Consider the following 21,299-nt stretch of genomic DNA (forward strand, 5'->3'; position numbering starts at 1 on the left):
CTAATCACATCTTTTTCTTTTCAATACCAACAATACCTTGGTTTAGGTCAAATTCTATGCCTGCTCTTATATTTGGGCTTCCAATTAAGTAAGATTGAGAAGACTTATCTTCATCTCTGCTTTCAATTCTCAATCCCAAGCGTTCAATAAGTGGACTATTTCCGTTTTGCTGTACAAGCCACTCCTCGTAACCCTTTATTGAAGGCCCCCCCGAATTGATAACAAATTCATATCCATAGAAAATAAATGCTAAATACGTTTCTCGGCGTGTTGTAATGAATAAATCTAAACTATAGCCGGCTTGCACCCAACCATCTGTTTCGGGATGTCGCATAAGCGTTTCCTCGGGGAAGACCTTTCGCATGGAATAAGGCCAATGCTCAAGATTATCCCCAACGCGAACCCAACGGCGTAAGCGGTCCCAATGAGGTTCGTCTACAAGGTTTTCTAGAAGCACGGGATCGTGCAGCATCCTTAGACTGATAGGTTCCAGTGCCATTTTAGCGAGCAATCTCGACATTAAAGCAGCCGGAGGTGTCATAGACCTATGAAAAAGAAAAGCTATTGGATGCCCTGCTTCTTCACGATGGCTGATAATTCTATTGATCTCTTCAGATTCTCTCTTCCGCTCCGCCTCAAGCGTATATCCCTCTTTATTCACACGCAGTCCGATTTCAAGTTCCGTTCCGGCTAGAAATCCATGTAGTGAAGGTGGCTTTCCACGTTTGTTTGGAACTTGATACCAAGCACGAAGATTTCTAAAGGACTTATCATTAAGAAGCGGCTGCTCAATTTTGCGCGCAAAATAGTTATTACATGAATCACACACAACGCCCTTGGGTAAAATTGCGTGCCGATTACCAAATGAGTGCGGTACAATATGCTCTACGCTCAACGACGAGGCAGATGTATTTTTGCAAAATATGCAACGCACACTTAATTCCTTTGTCCAGCTGCTACTTGCAATATCTCCGAACAGTTTCCCTTACACAAGGCTTGGCTGATGCGCATGCAGAGCGTTCGCAGTTTTGACGTATTTCATTGATCAGGACATAGCGGGCTGCGTCCCATTGCCCGCGCGAGGTTGAAAGCTGACGCTCACATCCACGCGCTGATCGAAGCGGTTGAGGATCGTCATGAGGCGGTCAATCGTGAAGCGCTCCAGCTTGGCCTTACGGATGCGGGAAAAATCGGCAGCGGCGATGCCCGTCAACTCTCCGGCGCGGCGCGTGGTGAGTTCACGGGTGTCCAGCACGCGGATAATCTGCGCGGCCAGAATGGCTTTCAGCTGTTCGGCGTCGGCGTTGGGGTGGCCAAAATCGCGGAAGACATTCCCGCTGCCGCGTACCACTTCAAAATCTTCGTTCATCGTAATATCTCCTGTAGTCGTTTGATCCGCTCCCGTATGAGGTCGATTTCCTGCTTGGGCGTGGCGATCCCCGTCTTCGACTTCTTCTGAAAGGCGTGAATCACCCAAACATCCGTGCCGATCTGCAAGGCGTAAATCACGCGCCATGCATCCCCACGGTGCTTGAGGGCGATTTCCATGACACCGGAACCAAGTCCCTGCATGGGTTTGGCGTTGTCCGATTTCTGGCCCTCGGCGGCAATCGTCAACGCCCGCAGCGCCTCCAGCTGGACCGCCTCGGGAAACTCCTCGAAGGACTTGCGGGCGGCTTTGATCCAAGAAATCGGGCGCGTGGTGTCTTTCATCACCTAAATGATGTCAAATTTGACAACGAAATGCAAGAAAAATGACCTGTTCCCTGTTCGATGCGGGCCGCAGGCCGCGAGAACCCGCCCGCAGGGCGGAACGATGTTCCCCGTCCCGATAGGCACCGGACAGCGTGGAAGCGGGCAAATTGCATAAGTGCAGCGTTGCAATAGGCGGTTTTTCGGCTTGCCGAAAAATGCCCCAACGGGGCAAGCCGGTTGCCTGCGCCGCGCTATCCTGTGCTGACGTCATGGGGAATTATTTGTACTGCGCGCACATGGGCGCGACATTCCGATACGTCTTGAGGCCGACAAGGAAAAGCGGCTGTACGAGGAAACTGCGCTGATCGACTATCGCCTGCGCCTGACAAGCGCAGAAGGCCGAGCTATTTCCGCAATGCTTCACAATATCGTTGTATTGCTGGTCGGGCGAGTAGATGAAGTGCATGGCGATGCACAGGCCAATCCATGCACCGACAAGATTGAACATCCAACCGAACTTCTTGAAACCATCGGTGGCGCTGCTGCCCGACATGGAAACTCCCTTTACGATGCATGAGGTTTGCCCGCCGATGAGACTCATCGGCGGGCCGCAGTTCTTTTGGCTACACCAGCTCCGAATCCAGTGCGTTCCGCTGTTCATAGAGGGCACGCCAATCGCGCTCGCCGATCAGGCCGCCGATGAGATAGCAGGTCGGATAGCCAACGGCGCACAGCACCGCGCCGAAGCGGTTGCGGCGCGTGGCGTCGCCGTGGAGATAGGCGATATGATCGGCGCGGGCCTGCGCCAGCGTGCGCCAGAAGGCGCTCGCCCGTTTCGAGCGGCGCATGTGGCGGACCACGGCAAGCGCCCATGCGTGATAGCCACGATAATGGCGATCTGTCAGATGCGCGCGGGCATACTCCGCCCCGAGCGCATAATCCGCGCGGCCCATCAACCCCTGCCGGTGCAGTTCCGTGCAAATGACCTTGGCGCTATCATCCTGTTTCGCTTTCCTGCGTGCTTTTTCCTTTGCTTCCCGTTCTTCGCGCAAATGCCGTTCGAGATAGGATTCCTGACTCTGTTTGTTGCGGTTGTAATCGACGGCTCCGAGCATCCCGCCCATGGTGCCGTCATTATGGCCGGTGTTTTTTCCCCGATTGTAGGAATCGCCCCACATGTCGTTCTCCTTTGTGTGGCTGGTGGACTCGACTGCGAACACTGGCAGCGGTGGCGCTGCGGTGCGGGTGAATGATGCAGCGGCGGATTAGCCGCCGAAGTTGGGCGTCGATATGCGGGCTATGGGTGCGGTCGGCACCATGTCGTCGGAAAGATCCAGTTCCTCCGCAGGTGCGGCGGCGTGGTCTTGGGAAGGTTCGGCTTCCATGCCGGGGATTTGCGCGCGAACGGCATCCGGCATGTCGGCTTTCAGTTCCTCGCGCAGTTCCTCGAACTCCTTGCGGGTCATATTGCCGGAGTCGAGGCGGTCGCGGGCTGCATCGAGCTTGTCCTGATAGTCGAGGATCTCGGTGCGCTCTTTCAAAAGAAGCTCGCGTTCATCAAGCATAGGCTTGACGGTTTCCCATTTCGGATATTCGTCCGCGATTTCCGCCGGATCGATTACAGACAGGTCGAGTTTTTCGCCGCGTTCGTCGTAGACTTCGCTACCGTCCGCCGTCTTCCAGACTTTTCGACCATCGGGCAGCGTATAGGATTTGGCGAATATCTTGTCCAAACGCTTCTGAACGTCGGCCAATTCAATTTCATTTTGCTGGAGGGCCGCAACTGAACCCGTGCCGTATAGATCAAGCTCGAAACGAAGTTCGGCGGCTTCTGATGCGGTGATAACGGCAAGCGCGAAATCGAATACTTCGCTGGTCTCGCTGGCGAGGTCTTCCTTCCGGTCGCGGCGAAGGCGTTCTTCTTCCTGCTGGCGGGCAAAGTGCTTGAGATACGCGGCGGTATTGGCGCTGTGCCTGAACGCCTGCCCCAATCCGCCCGCGACGAGAAGCTGCGTCATTCCCCGCACTCCTTCTTAACGATGGCGGTCAGCACCACGGCGGGAAAATGATCGCTGTATTTCTTGAAGGCCGCTTCGATGCGGTCGAGAGCCTTCATGCTGTCGCCGTAGAAGAAGCCGTAAATGCAGTTCATCCCTTCGGAATCCTTGCTGCCGAGCTTTGCGCTGTCCTTCTGAAAACGGGCATAGGCCAGCCCTTCGACAAGTCCCATGATGTAAGTCGAGCGCTCGCGGGTGGGCAGCTTCTCCATGAGGGTGCCCGCCGTCATGGCGGTGTCGGCATTCGCAGGCGCGGCGATCCCGAGAGCCAGCAGAAATGCAGCGGAAGCCGCCATGTTGGTGGCCCGCGAAAACGACCGTTTATGTTGGAATTTGAAAAGTCGATCTTTGCTATGAGACAATAGTGCAGGAATTAAGAAAAATCAAAATGTTGGCAGGCGAAGCAGATTTGCAGATGGCGCACACGGGCATCCCGCAAAAACGGTCGTTTATGTCAATATAAATCGAGGGTGAATCGTCCATCTAACACTTTGATTCACAAACGAAATGATCGAAAAACTCAACGAATACAACGGCAGGCGCATCGGTTACTTGCGCTGTTCGCGAGCCGACCAGTCCCCTGACCGCCAGATCGACGGGCTGCGGCCCCATTGCGATGAACTGCATCTGGAATCCGGCAGTGCTGTCGCCCGCAAGCGGCCCGTGTTCGAGCGGATTATCAATGACTTGCGGCAAGGCGACGTAATGGTTGTCCTGGACGTAGATCGCGCCTTCAGATCGCCTATCGACGCGCTGCTTACCGAAGAGATATTGAGCAAGCGCGGCGTCTTCCTTCACATTGTCAATGCGGCCATTGACACCTCGACGGCGGAAGGCGAGTTCGTCTTCACAATCCTGACCGCACAGGCACGGCTGGAGCGGCGGCATATCTCCCGCCGCACCAAGGAAGGGCTGGCCGCGACGCGCCAGCGCGGCACGCGGCTGGGCCGACCGCCGAAGCTGACGGACGACCAGCTATCGGAAGTGCGGCAAAAGCTTGAGGGGAAAGCGGCGACCATCGGGGCCGTCGCGGCAGAGTACAAGGTCGATCCGTGGACGCTGACACGCTCGCTGCGAAGATGGGCGGGTGCCGAAGCGCGTTGACGTTTACGCCATGGGCGCATGGGGAAAGCGTCAATCTTGCCCATGTCGGATGCCGCAGCCGAAACGGCGGGCGCAGGTCGAGGGGCGCGAAAGCCTTTCGTCGGTTCCAAGGCGGAACGCTTTGGCCGGATAGGTCAAGGGAAGGCGCGGCGTCTTCTCTTGTCATGGGGTGGCGGGGTAGCTCGAAGGCTCCCCGCCTCGTGGTCAAGCGGCGGAACGGTTGATGGTGCATGGCAGGCTCAATGCCTGACATGCACCACGGCTGGGGGGATGCAACGGGGGCGTGCAACGCCCTCTTGCCAAGGTTGCAGGGTAATACCCTGCACACCTTGCCTTCAGCGATATAGCATCCTGACGGGATGCAGGTCAGGCTCGCTCCGAGCATTGTGTTCGCGGATAGGTGATTGGGGGTCATTTTTCGATCAAGGAACGATAGCCTGCCCTAGGGTGATGCCAAGAAAACTCCGTGACGTGTGCCAATCCATAACCTATAATGGACGCCCAACACTTGCCTAGGGTAAAAAAATGACCGCAAAAAGCAAATCACTCCGTTTCAGCACGGACGAGGCAATACTGCCTGATCCCGATAATTCTATTAAGCTGACAGAAAGAGAGAGGCAGGTGATGAGTCTTTCGTATAATGGATTAATACCAGAGATGGTAGCGGAGTCTATGGGATTAAGCACGCATACTATCCAGAATTTATTGAAATCTTCTATAAAGAAACTTACAAAGAAAAAAAATATACCAAATAATGTAAATCTAAATTACTATAAGCTTGAAGCATTTAAATTATTCAGTGAAAATTATTTGTCTGATATAGGAAAAAAACGGAAAGAATACAGAAAGCTTGGTGACATGCCGCACCCAGAATTACCTGCTTTTTCCGAAAAAAATAGAACAAAAAAGAAAATTACATTGCGATTTGAAGAGGCTGTAATTGAAAAGATTGATTTTGACGTTGAAAAGTTAAAAAGCGATGGCGTCGACATCGATAGAAACAAGTGGATCGAGCAAGCGATATTGCTTAAGCTTGATCTAATATAGTAATTTTACCATGTTATGTGCCTACGAAGCACACACGTAAACCCCCATCCAACCTGCCGACATAAGAGCGCGAGCCAAGGAGCAGCAATATTTTATTGGGCGCCCAATATTGACGCAGGATGAAATTTGATTCATAGTGCATTCATAGGCTGTGGCGGTTTTCCGCAATCGCCAAGAATGCCCAATTATCACGGAATGGCCGTGGCTTGACCGCCCTAAACCACCGCCTTGGCGTTGGCAACGAGCACGCACATCTGATCTTCAGCAACGTCGCTCCGGCATTCAGAGCGCGCAGGGAGAACGTGTCCCCAAGGAAGGAGAGCGAAATGCCCGACGACCGCCGACACCCTATGGCCGCCGAGCGCGGCGAAAACAGCCAGACCAAACAATTGACGCAGGAAAGAAAGGAAGGAAGAAGGATGCCGCTTTCATTCAGTCAGACTGTCGAACTTTTGGACCTCTCCCGCGATGAAGTGCTGACTCTCCACGCCCTCAAGCTGTTTCCTGCTGGGGAACGGTTGGACGGAAGTTGCCACTTGATGTTTCCCCGCGCGTCTATCGACGTGTTTGTGTTCGAGTTGCGGCAACGCGGCGAACTCTACGAAAACGTAAAACTCGCGCTTGGCCGTCCCCTGAATATCTGAGTGTTAGCGCCGCGCCAGTCTAGCGCGGCGCTTTCTTTTCTTGGAGTAGCCCAGCAATAAACCTAGGATTTTATTCCTTGACGTGGGACTACTTCGATCTACCTCATTTCGCTCCCCAAAATGGGGAGCGGCGAAAAGGAGGCCGATTATGAATAACAGGACAGTAGACGGCACCGATACCTTAACCGCCGTTATAGAGGGCAGCGCCGCACCCAACCTGCCGCCGCTTGAACTCGACCCCGCCAAATACGCGCCGCTGGTCGCGGACTTGGACATGGACGAGGCACAGACACAGGCGATGCTGGAGGCCATTTGGTCTATCATGAAAGGCTTTGTTGATCTCGGCGCGGATATTCGCACCGTCGATTTTTGTGGGCCGATTTTCGGCACTTTCAATGAACGCGCCGAAAGCGGCGCGGATCAGGTACAATCTTCTCATCCCACTACAACGGAGACAGACGCCACGACGATCGGAAAGGAAGGCCCCGTATGATTGACAACGAGATACAAAAAGACGCGATCATCTATTGCAGGGTGTCCGACCCCAAACAGGCTTCCGTGCGTGGGGATGGGCTGCATTCGCAAGAGCGGACATGTCGCGATTACGGCCTCAACAAGCGATACAATATCCGGCATGTGTTCGAGGACATGATGACGGGTGAGCGCGCCGACCGCCCCGGTCTTATCGAAGCGAAGAATTACATTCGCCGACATAAGGGCACGATCCTTATTATCGACCACCCCAACAGACTGGGCCGCGACCTCCTAAACTATCTGCTTTTACGCGAAGAGATCAGGAAGATGGGGGGCATTCTGGAATGCCCCGTCATGGAATTCGGCGATTCCTCTTCCTCCCTGCTGGTCGAGAACGTCGTCGCCAGCGTGTCGCAATATCAGCGCCAGCATAATGCCGAACAAACCAAAAGCAGGATGAAAGCGCGCGCCCTCAACGGGTTTTGGGTTTTTCAGGCCCCCGCGGGATTTCGCTATAAGCGCGCCGGACGCGGCAAGATGCTCGTGCGCGACGAGCCTGTGGCATCAGTCGTGCAGGAAGCCCTTGAGGGTTTCGCCTACGGTCGTTTCGAGACGCAAGCCGCCGTTCAGCATTTTCTACAGCACCACCCTTTGTTCCCGAAAGACGGCACAGGGATCGTGCGGCATTTCCGGGTTACGCAGATGCTGAATCAGCCGCTCTACGCGGGGTATCTGGAGCTGCCCGATTGGGGCGTGTCTCTGCGGCCCGCAGAGCACGAAGGGCTTATCAGCTTCCAGACGTACCAGAAGATACAGGAACGCCTGCATGGCGGCGTCTATGCGCCGCGCAAGCGCAATGTGAATGAGGACTTTCCTCTGCGCGGATTCGTCATGTGCAGTTGCCGAACGCCTTTGACCGCTTGCTGGTCGAAAGGCTCGCATGGCAAATATCCATATTATCTCTGCCCGAAGCGCGGATGCGAGAATTATGGCAAGTCCATCCGCCGCGACAAGATCGAAAGCGAGTTCGAGGCCCTGCTTGCGACCGTGCAACCGAGCGAAAGCCTGTTCAAGGTCGCGCGGGCAATGTTCAAGGATTTATGGGACCATCGCGCCGCGCAAACGCAAAGCCAGACAAAGGCGCTCGGCGCGCAGCTCGTCAAAATCGACCGCGAAGTGGATCAGTTCCTCCAACGCATTGTCGAAACGAACATGCCCGCCGTCATAACGGCCTATGAGGAACGCATTCGCAAACTGCAAGAAGAGAAGTTCGCCGTGCAAGAAAGAATGGCAAACGGACATCGCCCCGCCGCCAGCTTCGACAAAGCACTTAGAACGGCGCTTGAATTTATATCAAGCCCTTGGAATATTTGGAAGAAAGGTGATTTGGAAGAGAAGCGAACAGTACTAAAACTGACCTTCCCAAAGCCACTTCAATACGCGCGAAATGAAGGATTTAGAACGATAGACTTATCGTTACCATTCAAGGTGTTAACGCAGATTTCCGGTGAAAAAATAGGAATGGCGCACCCGAAATGCGCCAAGCTGTTTTCCGGCAAGGTCCAGCATCGTCCTGTATCCATTGTGAAATAAGGAAAGGTCCATCTTTCATCGTCCAGCGCGTTCCGGTATTGTTCACTGGCTTCCAAGGTGTATTGGGGGAAGAAACGAGGGAATGGATTTGGCGATGACGTTGAACCGAAGGCCCGAGAAAGCACTGACAGCGCAGTTTGTCCGCACCGTGCAGGAGCCGGGGAAGTATTTCGATGGGCACGGCTTGTTCCTTCGCGTCGAGCCGAACGGCTCCCGCTTCTGGGTCCAGCGCATCACAATTCGCGGCAAGCGGTGCGAGCTGGGGCTTGGCCCGCCGTCGCTGGTGTCCCTTGCCGATGCCCGAGCCGTCGCCATCGAGAACCGCCGTCTCGCCCGGGACGGTGGCGACCCTCTGGCCGCGAAGCGAAAGGCCAAGGCCGTCCTCACCTTCGAGGAAGCCGCGAAGCAGGCGCATGCCGAGCTGTCACCCACATGGAAAAACCCGAAGGACCGTGCCGCCTTCCTATCGACACTCGAAAGCCATGTATTCCCTCGCATCGGCACGGTGTCCATTCCCGAGGTGACGAGCGCCGATATCCGGCAAGCCATCCTGACTGCCAGAAAGACCGCGCCCGAGGTTGCCCGCAAGCTGGTGTTTCGCGTTTCGGCTGTCTTCAAATGGGCGATTGCCGAGGGGATGCGCAAAGACAATCCGGCAAAGGCCGATGCCTTGGCGCTGCCTCGCCTCGAGATGAAGCGGGAGCATCGGAAGGCGTTGGCCTATACGGACGTGGCCGGCTGCATCGAGACCGTGAAGGCGTCCGGCGCTGGGCTTGGAACGAAGCTGGCGCTTGAGCTTCTGGTGCTGACTGCTTCACGCTCTGGCGAGGTCCGGCTTGCGGCATGGCCCGAAATCGATCTGGCGGCGAAGGTATGGGAGATACCAGCCGAGCGAATGAAGATGAAGCGGCTGCATCGCATCCCGCTCTCTCCCCGAGCTGTGGCCGTGCTGACAGAGGCGAAGGTGCTGGACGATGGTTCCGGCCTTGTCTTTCCCGGCACAAAGAAGGGGAAGCCACTGTCCGACATGACGCTCTCCAAGCTGGTGAAAGAGCTGGGCTTTGACGCCGATGTTCACGGCTTCCGAACCAGTTTCAGAACATGGGCGCAGGAGCGAACCAACTTCCCCCGAGAGGTGGCAGAGGCCGCGCTTGCCCACCTGACAGGCGACACGGTGGAACGCGCCTATGCTCGCTCTGACGTGTTCGAGAAGCGGCGAAAGATGATGGATGCCTGGGCGGCCTTCCTTGGCGAGAAGCGAGCCGACAACGTGTTAAGGATGGGCTGATGGCGCCTTTCCAAGTCCCGCCGGGAAGTTATCCACAGGCTATTTGATGGAAAATTAGGGCACAATCACCTTCCGATTTCATGCCGCTCTGTATCGTCCATTACTGTCCAGTTACGGCCAGTATCATCTAGTCCGCATTCGTTGCCGATAATTGAGCCTGATCAATGCGATAGGCCAGTCTCCAAGCACCTCTCAGCCCTTCCAGTTCCCTGAATGTTCCGGCAAGCTCTCTGCATGTTCAACGCGCACCCGAGGGAGCCAAGACATGCCTGAGAAGCACCTGAGACTGCCGGCCGTCATCGAGACCACAGGCCTGAGCCGCAGCACCATCTACGCAATGATGAATGAAGGAAGTTTCCCGCGTCCTGTCACGCTGGGAAAGCGCCTGGTCGCTTGGCCGGAAAGCACCATCACGAAATGGCTGACCGAGCGTGCCCGTGTCGCCGCCTAAGAAACGACCCCGCCATTGCAGGACGGGGCCGGATATTCTCTCAGCGACGGAAAGAGAATAGGGCCGCCCGTCCCGTGGCGCAATCCACGAGGACAGAAGCATGACGAAAAGCGAAAGCTGGGAAGCCGTCCAGTTCACGGCACATAATCCCGACGCCGCGCCCTTCGCCTTCACGGTCAAAGGCCGTGAGCGCTGGGCGCTGGAACGGCTGATGCAGGCCGGAGCAAAGGGCTGCACTCCGATCGATCAACCGGGGCCGCGCTGGTCGGCCTATGTCCACGCCCTGCGCGGACTCGGGCTGCTTATCGAGACCGTGCACGAAAAGCATGGTGGGCCGTTCCGGGGCAATCATGCCCGCTACGTCCTGCGATCCATTGTGACCGCGAAGCCCGAGGCCGGGAGGGCGACGGCTTGACAGACGCAAAGAGCATCACCCTTTCCCTTCGCGGAAAATGGTTCGGGCGTTACGGTATTACATGCTGCCCTGCCCATGCGAATACCCGCACCCCCAGCCTCAGCATTGCCGATGGCGAGGGCGGCCGGCTTCTTCTCCATTGCCATGCCGGTTGTTCCTTCACGGCCATTCTCGACGCCTTGAAGGGGCTGGGGCTGGTCGAAGGCATAAGCCGATATTCCCGGCCATCGGTCGAGGAACTGGCACGCATCCGGAAGGCCGAGAAAGAGCAGGCCGAGAAGCAAGAGGCGCGTGCGCTGGCCTGCTGGCGTGAGGCGTTGCCGATCTGCGGCACGATTGCCGAAACCTATCTGCGCCATCGCGGCATCAGGGCTGAGCTTCCCGACACGCTGCGCTTCCATGCCGATTGCTGGCATCCGACCGGGAAACGCTGGCCCGCGATGGTGGCGCTGGTCGAGGGTGCGCCGCGCCTCGCCATCCATCGGACCTATTTGCGGTCGGACGGTTTAGGCAAGGCCGAGGTCGAGCCGGCCAAGGCGATGCTGGGCGCGGTTGCCGGTGGCGCTGTCCGTCTCACGGCCGGCGGCGACAAGCTGGTGGTGTGCGAAGGCATTGAAACCGGCCTGTCTCTGGCGTCCGGTCTGCTTCGCGGTAATGGCTCTATCTGGGCGGCGCTTTCCACGAGCGGCATGAAAGCGCTGACGCTGCCGGAAGTGGCTGGCGTCCTCACGGTCGCAACCGATGGCGACGACGCCGGCAAGGATGCCGGGCGCGCGCTGGCGGTCAAGGCGACGAATGCAGGCTGGAAAGTCGGCCTGCTGCCTGCGCCGGGCGGACGGGACTGGAATGACGTGCTGGCGGGGATACCGAAGCACCCGCGCGCGTCGATTGTTAGCGTGAAGGGGAAAGCGGCATGAGTTCTCCCGATGCGGCATTGAACGATATGGAAGACATGGAAGGGGTTGAGGGCATCGAGGAAACGCCCTTTGAGCTTGGCGACCATGAGAAGGCCGAGGCGCGGATTGCCGAGCTGGCGCAGCTTCCCCGCCTGAAATATGAGGTCTGCCGGGAGGCCGAGGCCAAGGCACTGAAAATCCGTGTCTCTGTTCTCGACAGTCTGGTGGAAGCAACCCGGCCGGATGGCGGAAGCGAGGAAGGCGGCGACCCGTTCGAGGCGGTCGAACCGTGGCCCGATCCGGTTGACGGCGCTGCGCTTCTCGACGCGCTGCAATCGACGGTCGAGCGGTTCTGTGTCCTGCCGGAGCATTCCGCGCCGCTCATGGCGGCATGGGTGCTTCATGCCTGGGCGCATGATGTCAGCGACATTTCCCCGATACTGGCCTTTGTCTCGCCTGAGAAGCGGTGCGGGAAGACCACGGCCTTGTCGGTCATCTGGGCGCTGGCACCGCGCACCATGCACGCGGTCAATATCAGCACGGCCGTCCTGTTCCGTGTGGTCGAGAAGTATATGCCGACCATGCTGATAGACGAGGCCGACACGTTCCTTGAAGCGAACGAGGAACTGCGTGGCGTTCTCAACGGCGGGCATAACCGCCTGAGCGCCTATGTCTGGCGCACGGTCGGCGACGACCATGAGCCGCGCCAGTTCAAGGTCTGGTCGCCGAAGTGCATCGCCATGATTGGCAAGCTACCGGATACGCTGGAAGACCGGGCGCTGGTGGTCCGGCTGCGCAGGAAGCAGGAAGGCGAGAAGGTCGAGCGGTTCCGTGCCGACCGTCTGAATGAGTTCCTGCATCTGAGGCGAAAGGCTGCACGCTGGGTGGAAGAAAACGCATTCCGCCTTCGCGACATGGATCCGATTATCCCCGATGCGCTCAATGACCGTGCGCAGGATAATGCTCGCGCCATCTGCGCCATTGCCGATGCTGCTGGTGGTCGGTGGCCGGAATTGATCCGGTCGGCGCTGGTCGGCGCGGCGGCGGTGCAGGGCGATGATGAGCCTCAATCGGCCGGCGTCCTTCTCCTTCGCGATATTGCCGAGATATTCGAGGCAAGGCAGGCAACGGGAATAAGCTCGACTGACCTTTGCAGCGCACTATGCGGGCTTGAGGAAAGCCCTTGGCAGGAATGGCGGCGCGGATCACCTATCACCACACGCGGCATTGCGAAGCTGTTGAAGCCATACAGCATCAACCCTCAACGGGGGCGAGAAGGTAGCTCTTATCGCCGCATGGACTTCGCGGATGCCTTCAATAGGTATCTCTCAGACAGCACTGAAAAAACTGCCACAAGTGCCCCAAGTGTCACCGGCGTTCTAAGTGCAACAGAAAAGCGCAGTAAAAACAACAACAACGGCACTTGTGGCACTTGTGACGCTTATTCTGACATGACGGGAGAAACTGTCACCGGTGACAGATGGGAGGGCGAGATATGAGCGCCGCCGTCGATCTGGTGAAGGCGCTCGCATCGGATGGCGTCGAGTTCTCGACCGATGGCGAGCGCATCCGCTGGCGCAATGGTGACGGCAAGGTGACGCCGGAAATCGTCGCCGCGCTGGCCGCTGAAAAAGGGACCGTCATCGACTTCCTGACTGGCAAGGCGGCGGAAGATGCGCCGGCCAAATCCGCCAACTTGGAGGATATGAAGCGCGACCTTCGCCGCGACCTAAAACTTGATCCGGTCGCCCGACCCAATGATGCCGACCGATATGCGGATACCCTTCGCCTTCACGGTCCCATGACATACGGCATGGCAATGCGGGTGCTGCGCTGGGGCGGTACGCGGGCGGCACAGGCAGAAGCGTCGCTGCAAGATGCCGGACGTATCACCTTCAACAAGCTGGGACGCGCCGTGCTGGTCGAGGATGGCGACGTTCAGTGCGGGACGCCAAGTCCTAATCGGGAGGCTTGAACGAACTGGCAGACGGCCCATTCTATGTGCTACGGACAATACAAGATGAGTTCGGCTTGTTCTGGACCGAAAGAGTGCGCAATGGATGGATTAATCGGTGTAGGGCTATACACTCCAGCGGAAGCTGGACGGCTTCTGCGCATCCCCGCCGCGAAGATTTCACGCTGGTTGCGCGGACATGAAGCCGGTGGAAAACGATATGATCCATTGTGGGAACCGGAGGTCGGCTTGGGTGACGACCGCGTGTTCCTGGGTTTCCGCGACCTTATGGAAGTTCGTGTCGCCGACGCCTTTATCAAGAATGGTGTATCGGCAATCCGCGTTCGTGCCGCCATCCAATTGGCGCGTGAAATTATCGAGCAGGACCATCCGCTTTCTACCAACCGTTTTATGACGGCAGGGCGGGAAATCTTTCTTCAGGTTATCGAGACCGACGAGGATGGGAACCAGCGCGAACGGTTGCTCAACCTGTTTCGCAGGCAGTACGAGTTCAAGGGTATTCTTGAGCCGATATTGCGTTCCGTCGATTTTGGGGAGGATGGAAGCCCCAGATTGTGGTGGCCTGCTGGTCGCCGCACGAACATCGTCGTTGATCCGTCGCGTGCCTTCGGTGCGCCCATAGACGGAGAGACGAGCGTGCCAACATCCGTGCTCGCTGCCGCTGCTGATGGCCTTGGTGTGGCCGAAGCCGCCCACGCATATGACGTGCCGGTGACGGCTGTGCGTCGGGCTGTGGACTTCGAGGCCGGCATGGAGCAGCGATTGGCAGCGTGAAGGTTTTCTTCGACAACTGCACCCCGCCAGTTTTCGCATCGACCTTGCATGGCTTCATCCAACATGAAGGCCACGCCGCGTTTCATATTCGTGATATTCCCGGCTTGCCGAAGGGGCGGCATTCCGCTGATCTGGAATGGATTGATCTGCTACGGCAAACGCCTGAAAGGTGGATGTTCATCACTGGCGATAGGCGACTGGTGAAAAATCCGGCCGAACGCGCTGCGTTGAGGTCTGCCGGCCTTCACGGGTTCATTCTGGCATCCGGTTATCAGAAAACGTCGCTCAATCAGATTGCCTCATTGTTGATCTGGAAATGGCCGGACCTATTGCGGGTGACGGACTTGCTGAGCGCGCCAACCATGCACGAAATTGCGATACAGCGGGGCGCGAAGTTGCGCCCTTTGCCGTTTTAACGCTTGAACGCCACGCCCGGTCCGCCTACCGTCGCGTTCAGCTTATTCGCTCGCTCGACAAGTTCGCCATAGCGCTTGCCTCGACCTTCCGCGAAGTGGCGGCACCATGCGGCCAGAAACTCACGTTCTCTGTCCCTCATCTTTGCCTTGCTGAGAATGACCGCGATGCGCCACGGATAGTAAGGCGCTGGCACCTCGCCTGTCTCGAAATATGATCTGCACGCCTTGTCCACAATATCGAGCTGCGCCGAAAGGTCATTGTCGATCGATTGCAAGTGAGCGCGGAAATCGCCTTCGGGCTGATTGAGGAAGGCGGGCGCACCGGATGCCTGCCCATAAGTCTCCCCGGTTTCCATCATCCTCGATACCGTCTTTCGGCTCTGCGCCTTTCTCAATTTCTCGAGCTGTTGCGGCGTGACTATCGCCTCGCCCTTCAAGAACGTGGTGAGCGTGTCCAGCCGAGCCAAGGCGGCTGCATCGTCCGCGCTTGATTCGGCGGGGCTGACGACTTTCGGCGGCGGCGGTGGATTGAAGGTCGGGTATAGGTGTTTCGGCCCGATAATCTGGATCTCGATTTCCACGAAACCATCGGTGCCCAGGTACGTCTTCATGAGCCTCGGGCGCACGCTGTCCGCAAGGCCGAGCCGCACCAGCTTTACGGCATCCTCTGCCGGCACATAGCCGAGCATCTTTTCCTTCCGCGAGAACCATCCTTTCCATGAGCCCATGATGCGGATTGCATTCGGGTCATGGCGGTTGTTCGGCTCCCGCTCAAAGGCCACCTGCTTGCCCGAGCCTTTGCAGAACGCGGCGGCATCGGCCTTCCGCATCGTTACCCCCATGACCGGCACGCGGTCCCGGTAGATGCGAAAGCCGTCCGGTATTGGATATTCGTCAAGATGGTATTGCTTGTGCATGCCTCGCCCCCCGCGCTGATTTCCGCAGCGTTGTGGAGACGAGGAGCAGAGTCAACGAGCTATCGCGCTGATCAAGACGCGGGCGGCGCAGGTGAGCCACGCAAAGACGGGAAATATACTCAAGACCCCAATCGCAAATGACCAGATACCAAGCCATGCGGGGATGCGGACAGCGGGGTCTGTTGCGTTGAGATACCAGCACAATTGCTGGTGCCAGGGCGCAAGGGCAACAGAGATTTCCGCCTGCTTTCCCGGCTCAAGCCCCAACTTGTCGCGAAGGTCGATGTCCATCTGGATCACGTCTTCACTTTCCTCATGACCCAATGCCGACACGAGCGCGCGTCTTGTCCCATGCTGCAGTTTGAGGATGACGAAGCGCCTCTTCCCTAGCCGTCGCTTCCAGTGAAGGCGAACCCTGTCCTTACCGATATCCTCAAAGGGTGCCTTAGCAATTGTGAACTGGTCAGTGGCGACCTTTCCAGTCATGGGCATTTGCCCTTCAAGGCCACGCCCGGGCCGGCTGCCACCTGTCCATCTTCAAGGAACTGGACGCCCTGCGCCTGTAGCGCTGCTTTCACCTTCTCCACCGTGTCTTGAGACACAAGGCCGGCATGGTCGGGTTTCCCTTCGATCCGCCGTAGCGTGATGAGCGGGACACCCGCCCTCTCGCACAATTCCGCCTGCGTCATGCCGAGCAAATCCCGGCCCGCCTTGATAAGCATTTTCATCCTCTGCCCTCTGATAACTTTTTATCACTGATGCACTTGCTATCAGTCATTGTCTAGTGATAAGTAGTTATCAGTTCGATAACGAGCGAAACAAAATCGAAATCGGAGAGATGACCAATGCCGAACAACAGCGTTCCGGCCGCTGGCGAAGCCATGCCTGAAGTTAACCGCTCAAGACGCCCTTTCGCTGATCCGCCGCCCCTTCCGCATCTCGAATATCGAGCCCGCGCTAATCAGCAAGCACATCATAGTGAGGCCACCGCAATGCCCGTTGTTCAAATCACCGAGGATCAAGTTGCCCTGTCGCATGACGTGGTATCGCTCCTGTCCGTCTGCACCTATGTGGCCGAGCGGATGGCCGAGGATGACGACAAGGACATGGTGGACGACCTGGCCCGCTGCCTCGTCTGCGCACACTCATGGGCGAAGCAGGTGCATGAAGACCTGAGTGGGCAGTACCGTATCAACCAGAGGGCACGGGCATGATGCACCAGCCTTCCCCTTCTCGATCTGCCATGCCTCTTGCCGATCTGTCACGCTACGCCTGCCGGTGGCCGGTGAACGATGCCAAGCCGGCCGAGCTGCACCTGTTCTGTGGTCAGCGAACCGAAGGGACAAAGCCATATTGCAAGGCGCATTGCCTGCTGGCCTACCGCAAGCGTGGAGCCGAAACCGATGCGGCGTGACCCCATACCCCCGGGGGGTGGTTCCAGACTTTTGCGACCGCTCGGGGACCGGCGCGGGGAGCATCACGCAAGATATGACCGAATTGGGATTTTTTTGTCTGGCGCTGAAATCAGACCGGCATTCGTCCTGCGCCGTCCAGCGAGATTTGCCACCTTCCGAAACGCATTGGGGGAACTATTGGGGGAAGGCGAAAAGAAACGCTCGAAAAAGCGTATTTCCATCAGCTATTTAACGAAAGGAAGTGGCGCACCCGAAAGGATTCGAACCTCTGACCCCCAGATTCGTAGTCTGGTGCTCTATCCAGCTGAGCTACGGGTGCGCTGGCAGCGCTGGGCGTGGTGTCCGGCTGCGAGGCGATCTCCTAAAGCGTCGGCGGCGGCATTGCAAGCGCAATTCGGCGAAAAGCGCAATTTTTTCGTTCCCGGAGAGAATTCCTCCGGCGTTGCGGCTCAGGCGCGATGGCGGAAGGCGTCGAGGGGCAGGGGCCGGTCCGGAAGCTCTATGCGGAAAAGCGTGCCGGGGGCGGATTTCTCGACAAGCGCGATCGTGCCGCCATGGGCAAGAACGAGTTCGCGGGCGATCGCAAGCCCCAGTCCGGTGCCACCCGCCCGCACCGATCCACGGAAGGCGGAAAACAGATTTTCACGCGCCTTTTCCGGCATGCCGGGACCATTGTCCTCGATCGCGATCGTCACGACGCCGCCGGTGCGGATGGCCGATACCAGGATACGCCGCGATCCGACCTCGACCGGCTGCGACAGCGCCTCCGCGGCATTCCGGCAGAGATTGTGGACCACCCGGAAGAGCTGCTCGCCATCGGCGTCGACCTCCAGCCCGGGCTCGATCTCCAGGGAAAATTCGATATCGGCGCGCGCATCGAGCGCCAGCATCTCCCGGACTTCCAGCACCAGCGGCCGAAGCGGGATGAAACGCCGGCGCGGCTCCGGTTCGTGCATGCGCCCGTAGGACAGCACATCGTTGGTATAGGATACGGCCCGGTCGATGCTGCGCAGGAGTTTCGGCGCGAACCGCTTGACGACCGGATCGTCGACATCGGCCAGCCGGTCGGACATGAGCTGCGCCGAGGCAAGGATGTTGCGCATGTCGTGGTTGATCTTCGAAACGGCCAACCCGAGATCGGCGAGGTTCTTCTGCTCCTTGAGCGTCCGCTGGAGCGCCTGCTGCATTTCGGAAAGATGCCGGCCGGCGACGGCCAGTTCGTCCTTGCCATCGGAAGGAACGAGAACCCGCGCCGGGTTCGACGGGTCGGCGGCAAAAGCGCGCACGCTCACCGTCATCTGCCGGATCGGACGGATGAACATCCGGTTGATCGCGAAGAAGATGAGGCCGGCGGTGATCAGCGCGATGGCGATGGAGAGCACAAAAACGTTGCGCGCATAGGTCAGCATGGCCTTTCGAAGCGCGCTTTCATCGAGCAGCAACTCGATGGTGGTATCCGAATCTCCGACCGGGCCATAGACGCGGATCACCCGGTCGCCCCCGAAAAGCAACGTCCCGAAGGCGTCGTAGATGGCGGCGGGGATCGAGACATCGGCGATGTCATATTGCCCGTCGACACGGGGCGGCATATCGACGGCCGCCACCATGCGGGAGGCATCGGCGCGCCGCAGCACGATCGCCTTGGTGCCGGTCGCCATCAGCGTGTCGTCCTGCACCAGCCGCGGCAACTCCCGGTCCGGCAGGCCCTCGATGACCACGCTTGCGGCAGCGGCCGTATTGAGCCGGTCGCGCAGCCACATCAGCCGCATATTGGCGACCGAAGGAACAAAGATCAGCACTTCGGCGATCATCGAGAAGGCAACGGTGAGCAGGAGAAGCTTGCCCGACAGGCCGGAAAGGAAACCGGCCATCGGCATTCTGCCCTGCGCGGAAGGAGGCCCGCTCTCCACCATTCTGCCACTCCCCGGCTTGCCGCCGGCGCGGCGGAAAGCGGCATGGCTGGCCGCCGCGCCTGCATCGACGGGACATCGTATCAGGCATATTAGGCGCTTGCCGCGGATTTTCCAACGCCGCGCAAGCGAAGGGCGCTGCGACCATCCGGCCACAGCGCCCGTTTCACATCCGGATCCATCGGCCGGGACGCGTCCCGCTCCGGCGGCTCAGGCGGCGCGCGCCTCGGTCCGCACGCCGGCGGCCAGGCCGGCCTCTTCAGTGCGGAAGCGGGCGACCAGTCCGGCGAGCCCGTCGGCCTCGCCCTTCAGCTTGTGCGTGACGGCGGACGTCTCCTCCACCATGGCGGCATTGTGCTGCGTCACCTGGTCCATCTGGTTGACGGCGGTGCTGACCTCCTGCAATCCGGTGGACTGCTCGCGCGCCGCGGTGGCGATCGAATGGATATGCTCGTCGATCCTCAGGACCCGGCTCTCGATATCGGAGAGCGCATCCCCGGTCGCCTGCACATATTTGACGCCGACGGCCACCTCCTCGCCGGACTTGGTGATGAGGCCCTTGATATCCTTGGCCGCACTTGCCGCGCGCTGGGCGAGTTCGCGAACCTCCTGCGCCACGACGGCGAAACCCTTGCCGGCCTCGCCGGCGCGCGCCGCCTCGACGCCTGCGTTCAGGGCGAGAAGGTTGGTCTGGAAGGCGATTTCGTCGATCACGTTGATGATCTGGGTGATCTCGCCGGAAGCCTGCTCGATCCGGCCCATGGCGTCGACGGCGTTGCGCACGACCTCGCCGGACTGGTGGGCGCTGCGGGTGGCCTCACCGACCATGACGGTCGCCTCCTGCGCCCGCTCCGTCGAATTCCTGACGGCCGCGGTGATCTCCTCCAGCGCGGACGAGGTCTCCTCCAGCGCGGCAGCCTGCTGCTCCGTGCGGCGGGAGAGATCGTCGGTGGCCGCGCTCAGTTCGCCCGAGCCGGCATTGATCGAATGAGTCGAGATGCGCACCTCGCGCATCGTGCTTTGCAAGATGGCGAGCGTGGCGTTGACGTTCTGCTGCAATTCGGCGAACGCGCCGCTGAACCGGCCGTCCATGGTCTGCGTCAGATCGCCTTCCGCAAGCGCGCCGACGACCCGGCGGGTTTCGGCAATGCCTTCCTCGACGCCGGCCACCAGCGCGTTGACGCTGCCGGCGAAGCGGTTGAGATCCTCGTTGTCGTAATCCCTGTCGATCCGGGCGCTGAAGTCCCCGGCGGCGGCGGCATGGACGACGGCGGCGATGGAAGACTGGAGATCGGCGCTCTTTTCGCGCAGAACCCGTTCCTGAGCATTGAGATCGCGCACGGTGCGCGCATTTTCGCGGAACACCGCCACGGCGGCTGCCATCTCGCCGATCTCGTCCTTGCGGCCGGCATAGGGCACTTCGGTCTCGAGGTCGCCGCCGGCAAGCCGCTTCATCGTCTCCGTCACATTGCGGATCGGCCGGCTCAGTTCATTCGTCGCGATATAGAAGGCCGTGCCGCAACCGAGCGCCAGGCCGACAGCGGCGGTGCCGAGCACCATGGTCAGCATCAGCAGCCGGAAAGCCTCGACATCCGCCTTGATCGCCTCGAGATTACGGTTGTCCGTCTCCACGACGGCGTCGATCTCCTGCTGGAACGCCTTGCGGTTGGCCCGGTTGGCCTCATTGTTGCCCTGCTCGTTGGCGGCCAGGATCGAGACCTGTGTGCCGAGACGGGCCGTCTCCATGCGGAACGTGCGAAACTCGGCGGCCCGCGCAACCACGGCGTCGAAAGCCGCCTTCTGGACTTGCGGAACGAGCGGACGCCATTTTTCGAGCGTCGCATCCATCTCATCCAGTTCCCTGGCGATACCGGCGGCGAATTTCTTCCCTTCCTCAAGATCCCTGGAGGCGTAAATTCCCCGCGCCTCCATCACCACGGCCGTCACCTCACGGTTCAGATGCTCGCCATAGAAGGCGCGATCGGCCGCGTTCTCGTAATCGGCGAGCTTGCGGCTGTATTCCGAAACCACATGGAGCGCGATACCGGCGATCAACACCGCCACCAGCCCCATGACACCGACAACCAGATAGATTTTTCCTTGAATCCGCATCGCGTCCCCCCTCGGTTTCAACAGTCTTCCCGGAAGGACACCCCCCCAAACCTGTCGTCTCGGGACCCTATCGGCAAAAAGTTAAGCAGTATTTTAACGATGCCGGCCTTGCAGAT

27 protein-coding genes and 1 tRNA gene are annotated in these 21,299 nt (G+C 58.7%); 15 read left to right on the top strand and 13 right to left on the bottom strand.

The genetic code is table 11. The annotated features are described in order from the left end of the window. Nucleotides 1-4: 4 nt before the first annotated feature. The 7 genes from KYK29_RS15615 to KYK29_RS15645 all read right to left on the bottom strand — a co-directional run bounded on the left by KYK29_RS15615 (nucleotide 5) and on the right by KYK29_RS15645 (nucleotide 4,048). Nucleotides 5-934 (bottom strand): HNH endonuclease, encoded by a 930-nt coding sequence (locus KYK29_RS15615; protein WP_254691832.1) that lies wholly within the window; start codon nucleotides 932-934, stop codon nucleotides 5-7. A 111-nt stretch (nucleotides 935-1,045) separates the two neighbouring features. Continuing rightward, complete coding sequence (locus tag KYK29_RS15620) at nucleotides 1,046-1,369, bottom strand: helix-turn-helix domain-containing protein (RefSeq protein ID WP_254691833.1); 324 nt, start codon at nucleotides 1,367-1,369, stop codon at nucleotides 1,046-1,048. Next, nucleotides 1,366-1,713 carry a type II toxin-antitoxin system RelE/ParE family toxin gene (locus KYK29_RS15625; protein ID WP_254691834.1) on the bottom strand — a complete coding sequence of 116 codons (348 nt, stop codon included), beginning with the start codon at nucleotides 1,711-1,713 and terminating at the stop codon, nucleotides 1,366-1,368. The genes KYK29_RS15620 and KYK29_RS15625 overlap by 4 nt, the downstream gene beginning before the upstream one ends. Nucleotides 1,714-1,972: 259 nt before the next feature. After that, nucleotides 1,973-2,248 (bottom strand): hypothetical protein, encoded by a 276-nt coding sequence (locus tag KYK29_RS15630; protein WP_254691835.1) that lies wholly within the window; start codon nucleotides 2,246-2,248, stop codon nucleotides 1,973-1,975. A 70-nt stretch (nucleotides 2,249-2,318) separates the two neighbouring features. Beyond that, nucleotides 2,319-2,873, bottom strand: a complete 555-nt coding sequence (locus KYK29_RS15635; protein ID WP_254691836.1) for a hypothetical protein — start codon at nucleotides 2,871-2,873, stop codon at nucleotides 2,319-2,321. Between the two features lie 87 nt (nucleotides 2,874-2,960). Beyond that, on the bottom strand, nucleotides 2,961-3,713 hold the full coding sequence (locus KYK29_RS15640) for a hypothetical protein (RefSeq protein WP_254691837.1): 753 nt from the start codon (nucleotides 3,711-3,713) through the stop codon (nucleotides 2,961-2,963). After that, nucleotides 3,710-4,048 carry a hypothetical protein gene (locus KYK29_RS15645; RefSeq protein ID WP_254691838.1) on the bottom strand — a complete coding sequence of 113 codons (339 nt, stop codon included), beginning with the start codon at nucleotides 4,046-4,048 and terminating at the stop codon, nucleotides 3,710-3,712. Before KYK29_RS15645 ends, KYK29_RS15640 begins: the two co-directional genes overlap by 4 nt. A 211-nt stretch (nucleotides 4,049-4,259) precedes the next feature. Here KYK29_RS15645 and KYK29_RS15650 point away from each other — a divergent pair, with 211 nt between their 5' ends. From KYK29_RS15650 to KYK29_RS15710, 13 genes are all read left to right on the top strand, one after another. Continuing rightward, the gene (locus KYK29_RS15650) at nucleotides 4,260-4,856 is read left to right on the top strand and encodes a recombinase family protein (protein ID WP_254691839.1); all 597 of its coding nucleotides are present in this window, start codon (nucleotides 4,260-4,262) and stop codon (nucleotides 4,854-4,856) included. A 525-nt stretch (nucleotides 4,857-5,381) separates the two neighbouring features. Next, a complete protein-coding gene (locus tag KYK29_RS15655) occupies nucleotides 5,382-5,903 on the top strand; it encodes a helix-turn-helix transcriptional regulator (protein ID WP_254691840.1) in 522 nt (173 codons plus the stop codon). Between the two features lie 326 nt (nucleotides 5,904-6,229). Next, on the top strand, nucleotides 6,230-6,547 hold the full coding sequence (locus tag KYK29_RS15660) for a hypothetical protein (protein WP_254691841.1): 318 nt from the start codon (nucleotides 6,230-6,232) through the stop codon (nucleotides 6,545-6,547). A 148-nt stretch (nucleotides 6,548-6,695) separates the two neighbouring features. Continuing rightward, nucleotides 6,696-7,040 carry a hypothetical protein gene (locus tag KYK29_RS15665; RefSeq protein WP_254691842.1) on the top strand — a complete coding sequence of 115 codons (345 nt, stop codon included), beginning with the start codon at nucleotides 6,696-6,698 and terminating at the stop codon, nucleotides 7,038-7,040. Beyond that, nucleotides 7,037-8,614 carry a recombinase family protein gene (locus KYK29_RS15670; RefSeq protein WP_254691843.1) on the top strand — a complete coding sequence of 526 codons (1,578 nt, stop codon included), beginning with the start codon at nucleotides 7,037-7,039 and terminating at the stop codon, nucleotides 8,612-8,614. The genes KYK29_RS15665 and KYK29_RS15670 overlap by 4 nt, the downstream gene beginning before the upstream one ends. Before the next feature lie 82 nt (nucleotides 8,615-8,696). Further along, the gene (locus tag KYK29_RS15675) at nucleotides 8,697-9,902 is read left to right on the top strand and encodes a tyrosine-type recombinase/integrase (protein WP_254691844.1); all 1,206 of its coding nucleotides are present in this window, start codon (nucleotides 8,697-8,699) and stop codon (nucleotides 9,900-9,902) included. Nucleotides 9,903-10,167: 265 nt separating this feature from the next. Then, a complete protein-coding gene (locus KYK29_RS15680) occupies nucleotides 10,168-10,353 on the top strand; it encodes a helix-turn-helix transcriptional regulator (protein WP_254691845.1) in 186 nt (61 codons plus the stop codon). 100 nt (nucleotides 10,354-10,453) lie between these two features. Further along, nucleotides 10,454-10,768 (top strand): winged helix domain-containing protein, encoded by a 315-nt coding sequence (locus KYK29_RS15685; RefSeq protein ID WP_254691846.1) that lies wholly within the window; start codon nucleotides 10,454-10,456, stop codon nucleotides 10,766-10,768. Then, a complete protein-coding gene (locus tag KYK29_RS15690; RefSeq protein ID WP_254691847.1) occupies nucleotides 10,765-11,685 on the top strand; it encodes a DUF7146 domain-containing protein in 921 nt (306 codons plus the stop codon). Before KYK29_RS15685 ends, KYK29_RS15690 begins: the two co-directional genes overlap by 4 nt. Continuing rightward, nucleotides 11,682-13,163 (top strand): DUF3631 domain-containing protein, encoded by a 1,482-nt coding sequence (locus KYK29_RS15695; protein WP_254691848.1) that lies wholly within the window; start codon nucleotides 11,682-11,684, stop codon nucleotides 13,161-13,163. Before KYK29_RS15690 ends, KYK29_RS15695 begins: the two co-directional genes overlap by 4 nt. Further along, nucleotides 13,160-13,639 (top strand): TubC N-terminal docking domain-related protein, encoded by a 480-nt coding sequence (locus KYK29_RS15700; RefSeq protein ID WP_254691849.1) that lies wholly within the window; start codon nucleotides 13,160-13,162, stop codon nucleotides 13,637-13,639. Before KYK29_RS15695 ends, KYK29_RS15700 begins: the two co-directional genes overlap by 4 nt. A gap of 81 nt (nucleotides 13,640-13,720) precedes the next feature. Next, entirely contained in the window at nucleotides 13,721-14,413 is a 693-nt protein-coding gene (locus KYK29_RS15705; protein WP_254691850.1) for a hypothetical protein, read from the top strand. Next, on the top strand, nucleotides 14,410-14,829 hold the full coding sequence (locus tag KYK29_RS15710; RefSeq protein WP_254691851.1) for a PIN-like domain-containing protein: 420 nt from the start codon (nucleotides 14,410-14,412) through the stop codon (nucleotides 14,827-14,829). The genes KYK29_RS15705 and KYK29_RS15710 overlap by 4 nt, the downstream gene beginning before the upstream one ends. Here the strand turns inward: KYK29_RS15710 and KYK29_RS15715 are convergent. From KYK29_RS15715 to KYK29_RS15725, 3 genes are read right to left on the bottom strand one after another with little or no spacing between them, the layout of a single operon-like run. After that, on the bottom strand, nucleotides 14,826-15,746 hold the full coding sequence (locus KYK29_RS15715; RefSeq protein WP_254691852.1) for an HIRAN domain-containing protein: 921 nt from the start codon (nucleotides 15,744-15,746) through the stop codon (nucleotides 14,826-14,828). The genes KYK29_RS15710 and KYK29_RS15715 overlap by 4 nt on opposite strands. 51 nt (nucleotides 15,747-15,797) lie before the next feature. Further along, nucleotides 15,798-16,232, bottom strand: a complete 435-nt coding sequence (locus tag KYK29_RS15720) for a hypothetical protein (RefSeq protein WP_254691853.1) — start codon at nucleotides 16,230-16,232, stop codon at nucleotides 15,798-15,800. Further along, nucleotides 16,229-16,474 (bottom strand): helix-turn-helix domain-containing protein, encoded by a 246-nt coding sequence (locus KYK29_RS15725; RefSeq protein WP_254691854.1) that lies wholly within the window; start codon nucleotides 16,472-16,474, stop codon nucleotides 16,229-16,231. The genes KYK29_RS15720 and KYK29_RS15725 overlap by 4 nt, the downstream gene beginning before the upstream one ends. Nucleotides 16,475-16,738: 264 nt before the next feature. Here KYK29_RS15725 and KYK29_RS15730 point away from each other — a divergent pair, with 264 nt between their 5' ends. Both KYK29_RS15730 and KYK29_RS15735 read left to right on the top strand, forming a co-directional pair. Then, nucleotides 16,739-16,960 carry a hypothetical protein gene (locus KYK29_RS15730; RefSeq protein WP_254691855.1) on the top strand — a complete coding sequence of 74 codons (222 nt, stop codon included), beginning with the start codon at nucleotides 16,739-16,741 and terminating at the stop codon, nucleotides 16,958-16,960. Then, nucleotides 16,957-17,160, top strand: coding sequence for a GcrA family cell cycle regulator (locus tag KYK29_RS15735; protein ID WP_254691856.1), 204 nt, complete (start codon nucleotides 16,957-16,959; stop codon nucleotides 17,158-17,160). Before KYK29_RS15730 ends, KYK29_RS15735 begins: the two co-directional genes overlap by 4 nt. A 243-nt stretch (nucleotides 17,161-17,403) precedes the next feature. Here KYK29_RS15735 and KYK29_RS15740 read toward each other — a convergent pair. From KYK29_RS15740 to KYK29_RS15750, 3 genes are all read right to left on the bottom strand, one after another. Further along, nucleotides 17,404-17,480 (bottom strand) — tRNA-Arg (locus tag KYK29_RS15740). Between the two features lie 130 nt (nucleotides 17,481-17,610). After that, nucleotides 17,611-19,074 (bottom strand): sensor histidine kinase, encoded by a 1,464-nt coding sequence (locus KYK29_RS15745; protein ID WP_254691857.1) that lies wholly within the window; start codon nucleotides 19,072-19,074, stop codon nucleotides 17,611-17,613. 207 nt (nucleotides 19,075-19,281) lie between these two features. After that, nucleotides 19,282-21,183 carry a methyl-accepting chemotaxis protein gene (locus tag KYK29_RS15750; RefSeq protein WP_254691858.1) on the bottom strand — a complete coding sequence of 634 codons (1,902 nt, stop codon included), beginning with the start codon at nucleotides 21,181-21,183 and terminating at the stop codon, nucleotides 19,282-19,284. Nucleotides 21,184-21,299: the final 116 nt, after the last annotated feature.

It is taken from the genome of Shinella daejeonensis (assembly GCF_024281235.1).
Lineage (GTDB): Bacteria > Pseudomonadota > Alphaproteobacteria > Rhizobiales > Rhizobiaceae > Shinella > Shinella daejeonensis.

Coding starts and splice junctions, on each gene's coding strand:
- KYK29_RS15620 (WP_254691833.1), bottom strand. CDS start 1,369: ATGAACGAAGATTTTGAAGTGGTACGCGGCAGCGGGAATGTCTTCCGC.
- KYK29_RS15625 (WP_254691834.1), bottom strand. CDS start 1,713: ATGAAAGACACCACGCGCCCGATTTCTTGGATCAAAGCCGCCCGCAAG.
- KYK29_RS15630 (WP_254691835.1), bottom strand. CDS start 2,248: ATGTCGGGCAGCAGCGCCACCGATGGTTTCAAGAAGTTCGGTTGGATG.
- KYK29_RS15635 (WP_254691836.1), bottom strand. CDS start 2,873: ATGTGGGGCGATTCCTACAATCGGGGAAAAAACACCGGCCATAATGAC.
- KYK29_RS15640 (WP_254691837.1), bottom strand. CDS start 3,713: ATGACGCAGCTTCTCGTCGCGGGCGGATTGGGGCAGGCGTTCAGGCAC.
- KYK29_RS15645 (WP_254691838.1), bottom strand. CDS start 4,048: ATGGCGGCTTCCGCTGCATTTCTGCTGGCTCTCGGGATCGCCGCGCCT.
- KYK29_RS15650 (WP_254691839.1), top strand. CDS start 4,260: ATGATCGAAAAACTCAACGAATACAACGGCAGGCGCATCGGTTACTTG.
- KYK29_RS15655 (WP_254691840.1), top strand. CDS start 5,382: ATGACCGCAAAAAGCAAATCACTCCGTTTCAGCACGGACGAGGCAATA.
- KYK29_RS15660 (WP_254691841.1), top strand. CDS start 6,230: ATGCCCGACGACCGCCGACACCCTATGGCCGCCGAGCGCGGCGAAAAC.
- KYK29_RS15665 (WP_254691842.1), top strand. CDS start 6,696: ATGAATAACAGGACAGTAGACGGCACCGATACCTTAACCGCCGTTATA.
- KYK29_RS15670 (WP_254691843.1), top strand. CDS start 7,037: ATGATTGACAACGAGATACAAAAAGACGCGATCATCTATTGCAGGGTG.
- KYK29_RS15675 (WP_254691844.1), top strand. CDS start 8,697: ATGGATTTGGCGATGACGTTGAACCGAAGGCCCGAGAAAGCACTGACA.
- KYK29_RS15680 (WP_254691845.1), top strand. CDS start 10,168: ATGCCTGAGAAGCACCTGAGACTGCCGGCCGTCATCGAGACCACAGGC.
- KYK29_RS15685 (WP_254691846.1), top strand. CDS start 10,454: ATGACGAAAAGCGAAAGCTGGGAAGCCGTCCAGTTCACGGCACATAAT.
- KYK29_RS15695 (WP_254691848.1), top strand. CDS start 11,682: ATGAGTTCTCCCGATGCGGCATTGAACGATATGGAAGACATGGAAGGG.
- KYK29_RS15700 (WP_254691849.1), top strand. CDS start 13,160: ATGAGCGCCGCCGTCGATCTGGTGAAGGCGCTCGCATCGGATGGCGTC.
- KYK29_RS15705 (WP_254691850.1), top strand. CDS start 13,721: ATGGATGGATTAATCGGTGTAGGGCTATACACTCCAGCGGAAGCTGGA.
- KYK29_RS15715 (WP_254691852.1), bottom strand. CDS start 15,746: ATGCACAAGCAATACCATCTTGACGAATATCCAATACCGGACGGCTTT.
- KYK29_RS15720 (WP_254691853.1), bottom strand. CDS start 16,232: ATGACTGGAAAGGTCGCCACTGACCAGTTCACAATTGCTAAGGCACCC.
- KYK29_RS15725 (WP_254691854.1), bottom strand. CDS start 16,474: ATGAAAATGCTTATCAAGGCGGGCCGGGATTTGCTCGGCATGACGCAG.
- KYK29_RS15730 (WP_254691855.1), top strand. CDS start 16,739: ATGCCCGTTGTTCAAATCACCGAGGATCAAGTTGCCCTGTCGCATGAC.
- KYK29_RS15735 (WP_254691856.1), top strand. CDS start 16,957: ATGATGCACCAGCCTTCCCCTTCTCGATCTGCCATGCCTCTTGCCGAT.
- KYK29_RS15745 (WP_254691857.1), bottom strand. CDS start 19,074: ATGGTGGAGAGCGGGCCTCCTTCCGCGCAGGGCAGAATGCCGATGGCC.
- KYK29_RS15750 (WP_254691858.1), bottom strand. CDS start 21,183: ATGCGGATTCAAGGAAAAATCTATCTGGTTGTCGGTGTCATGGGGCTG.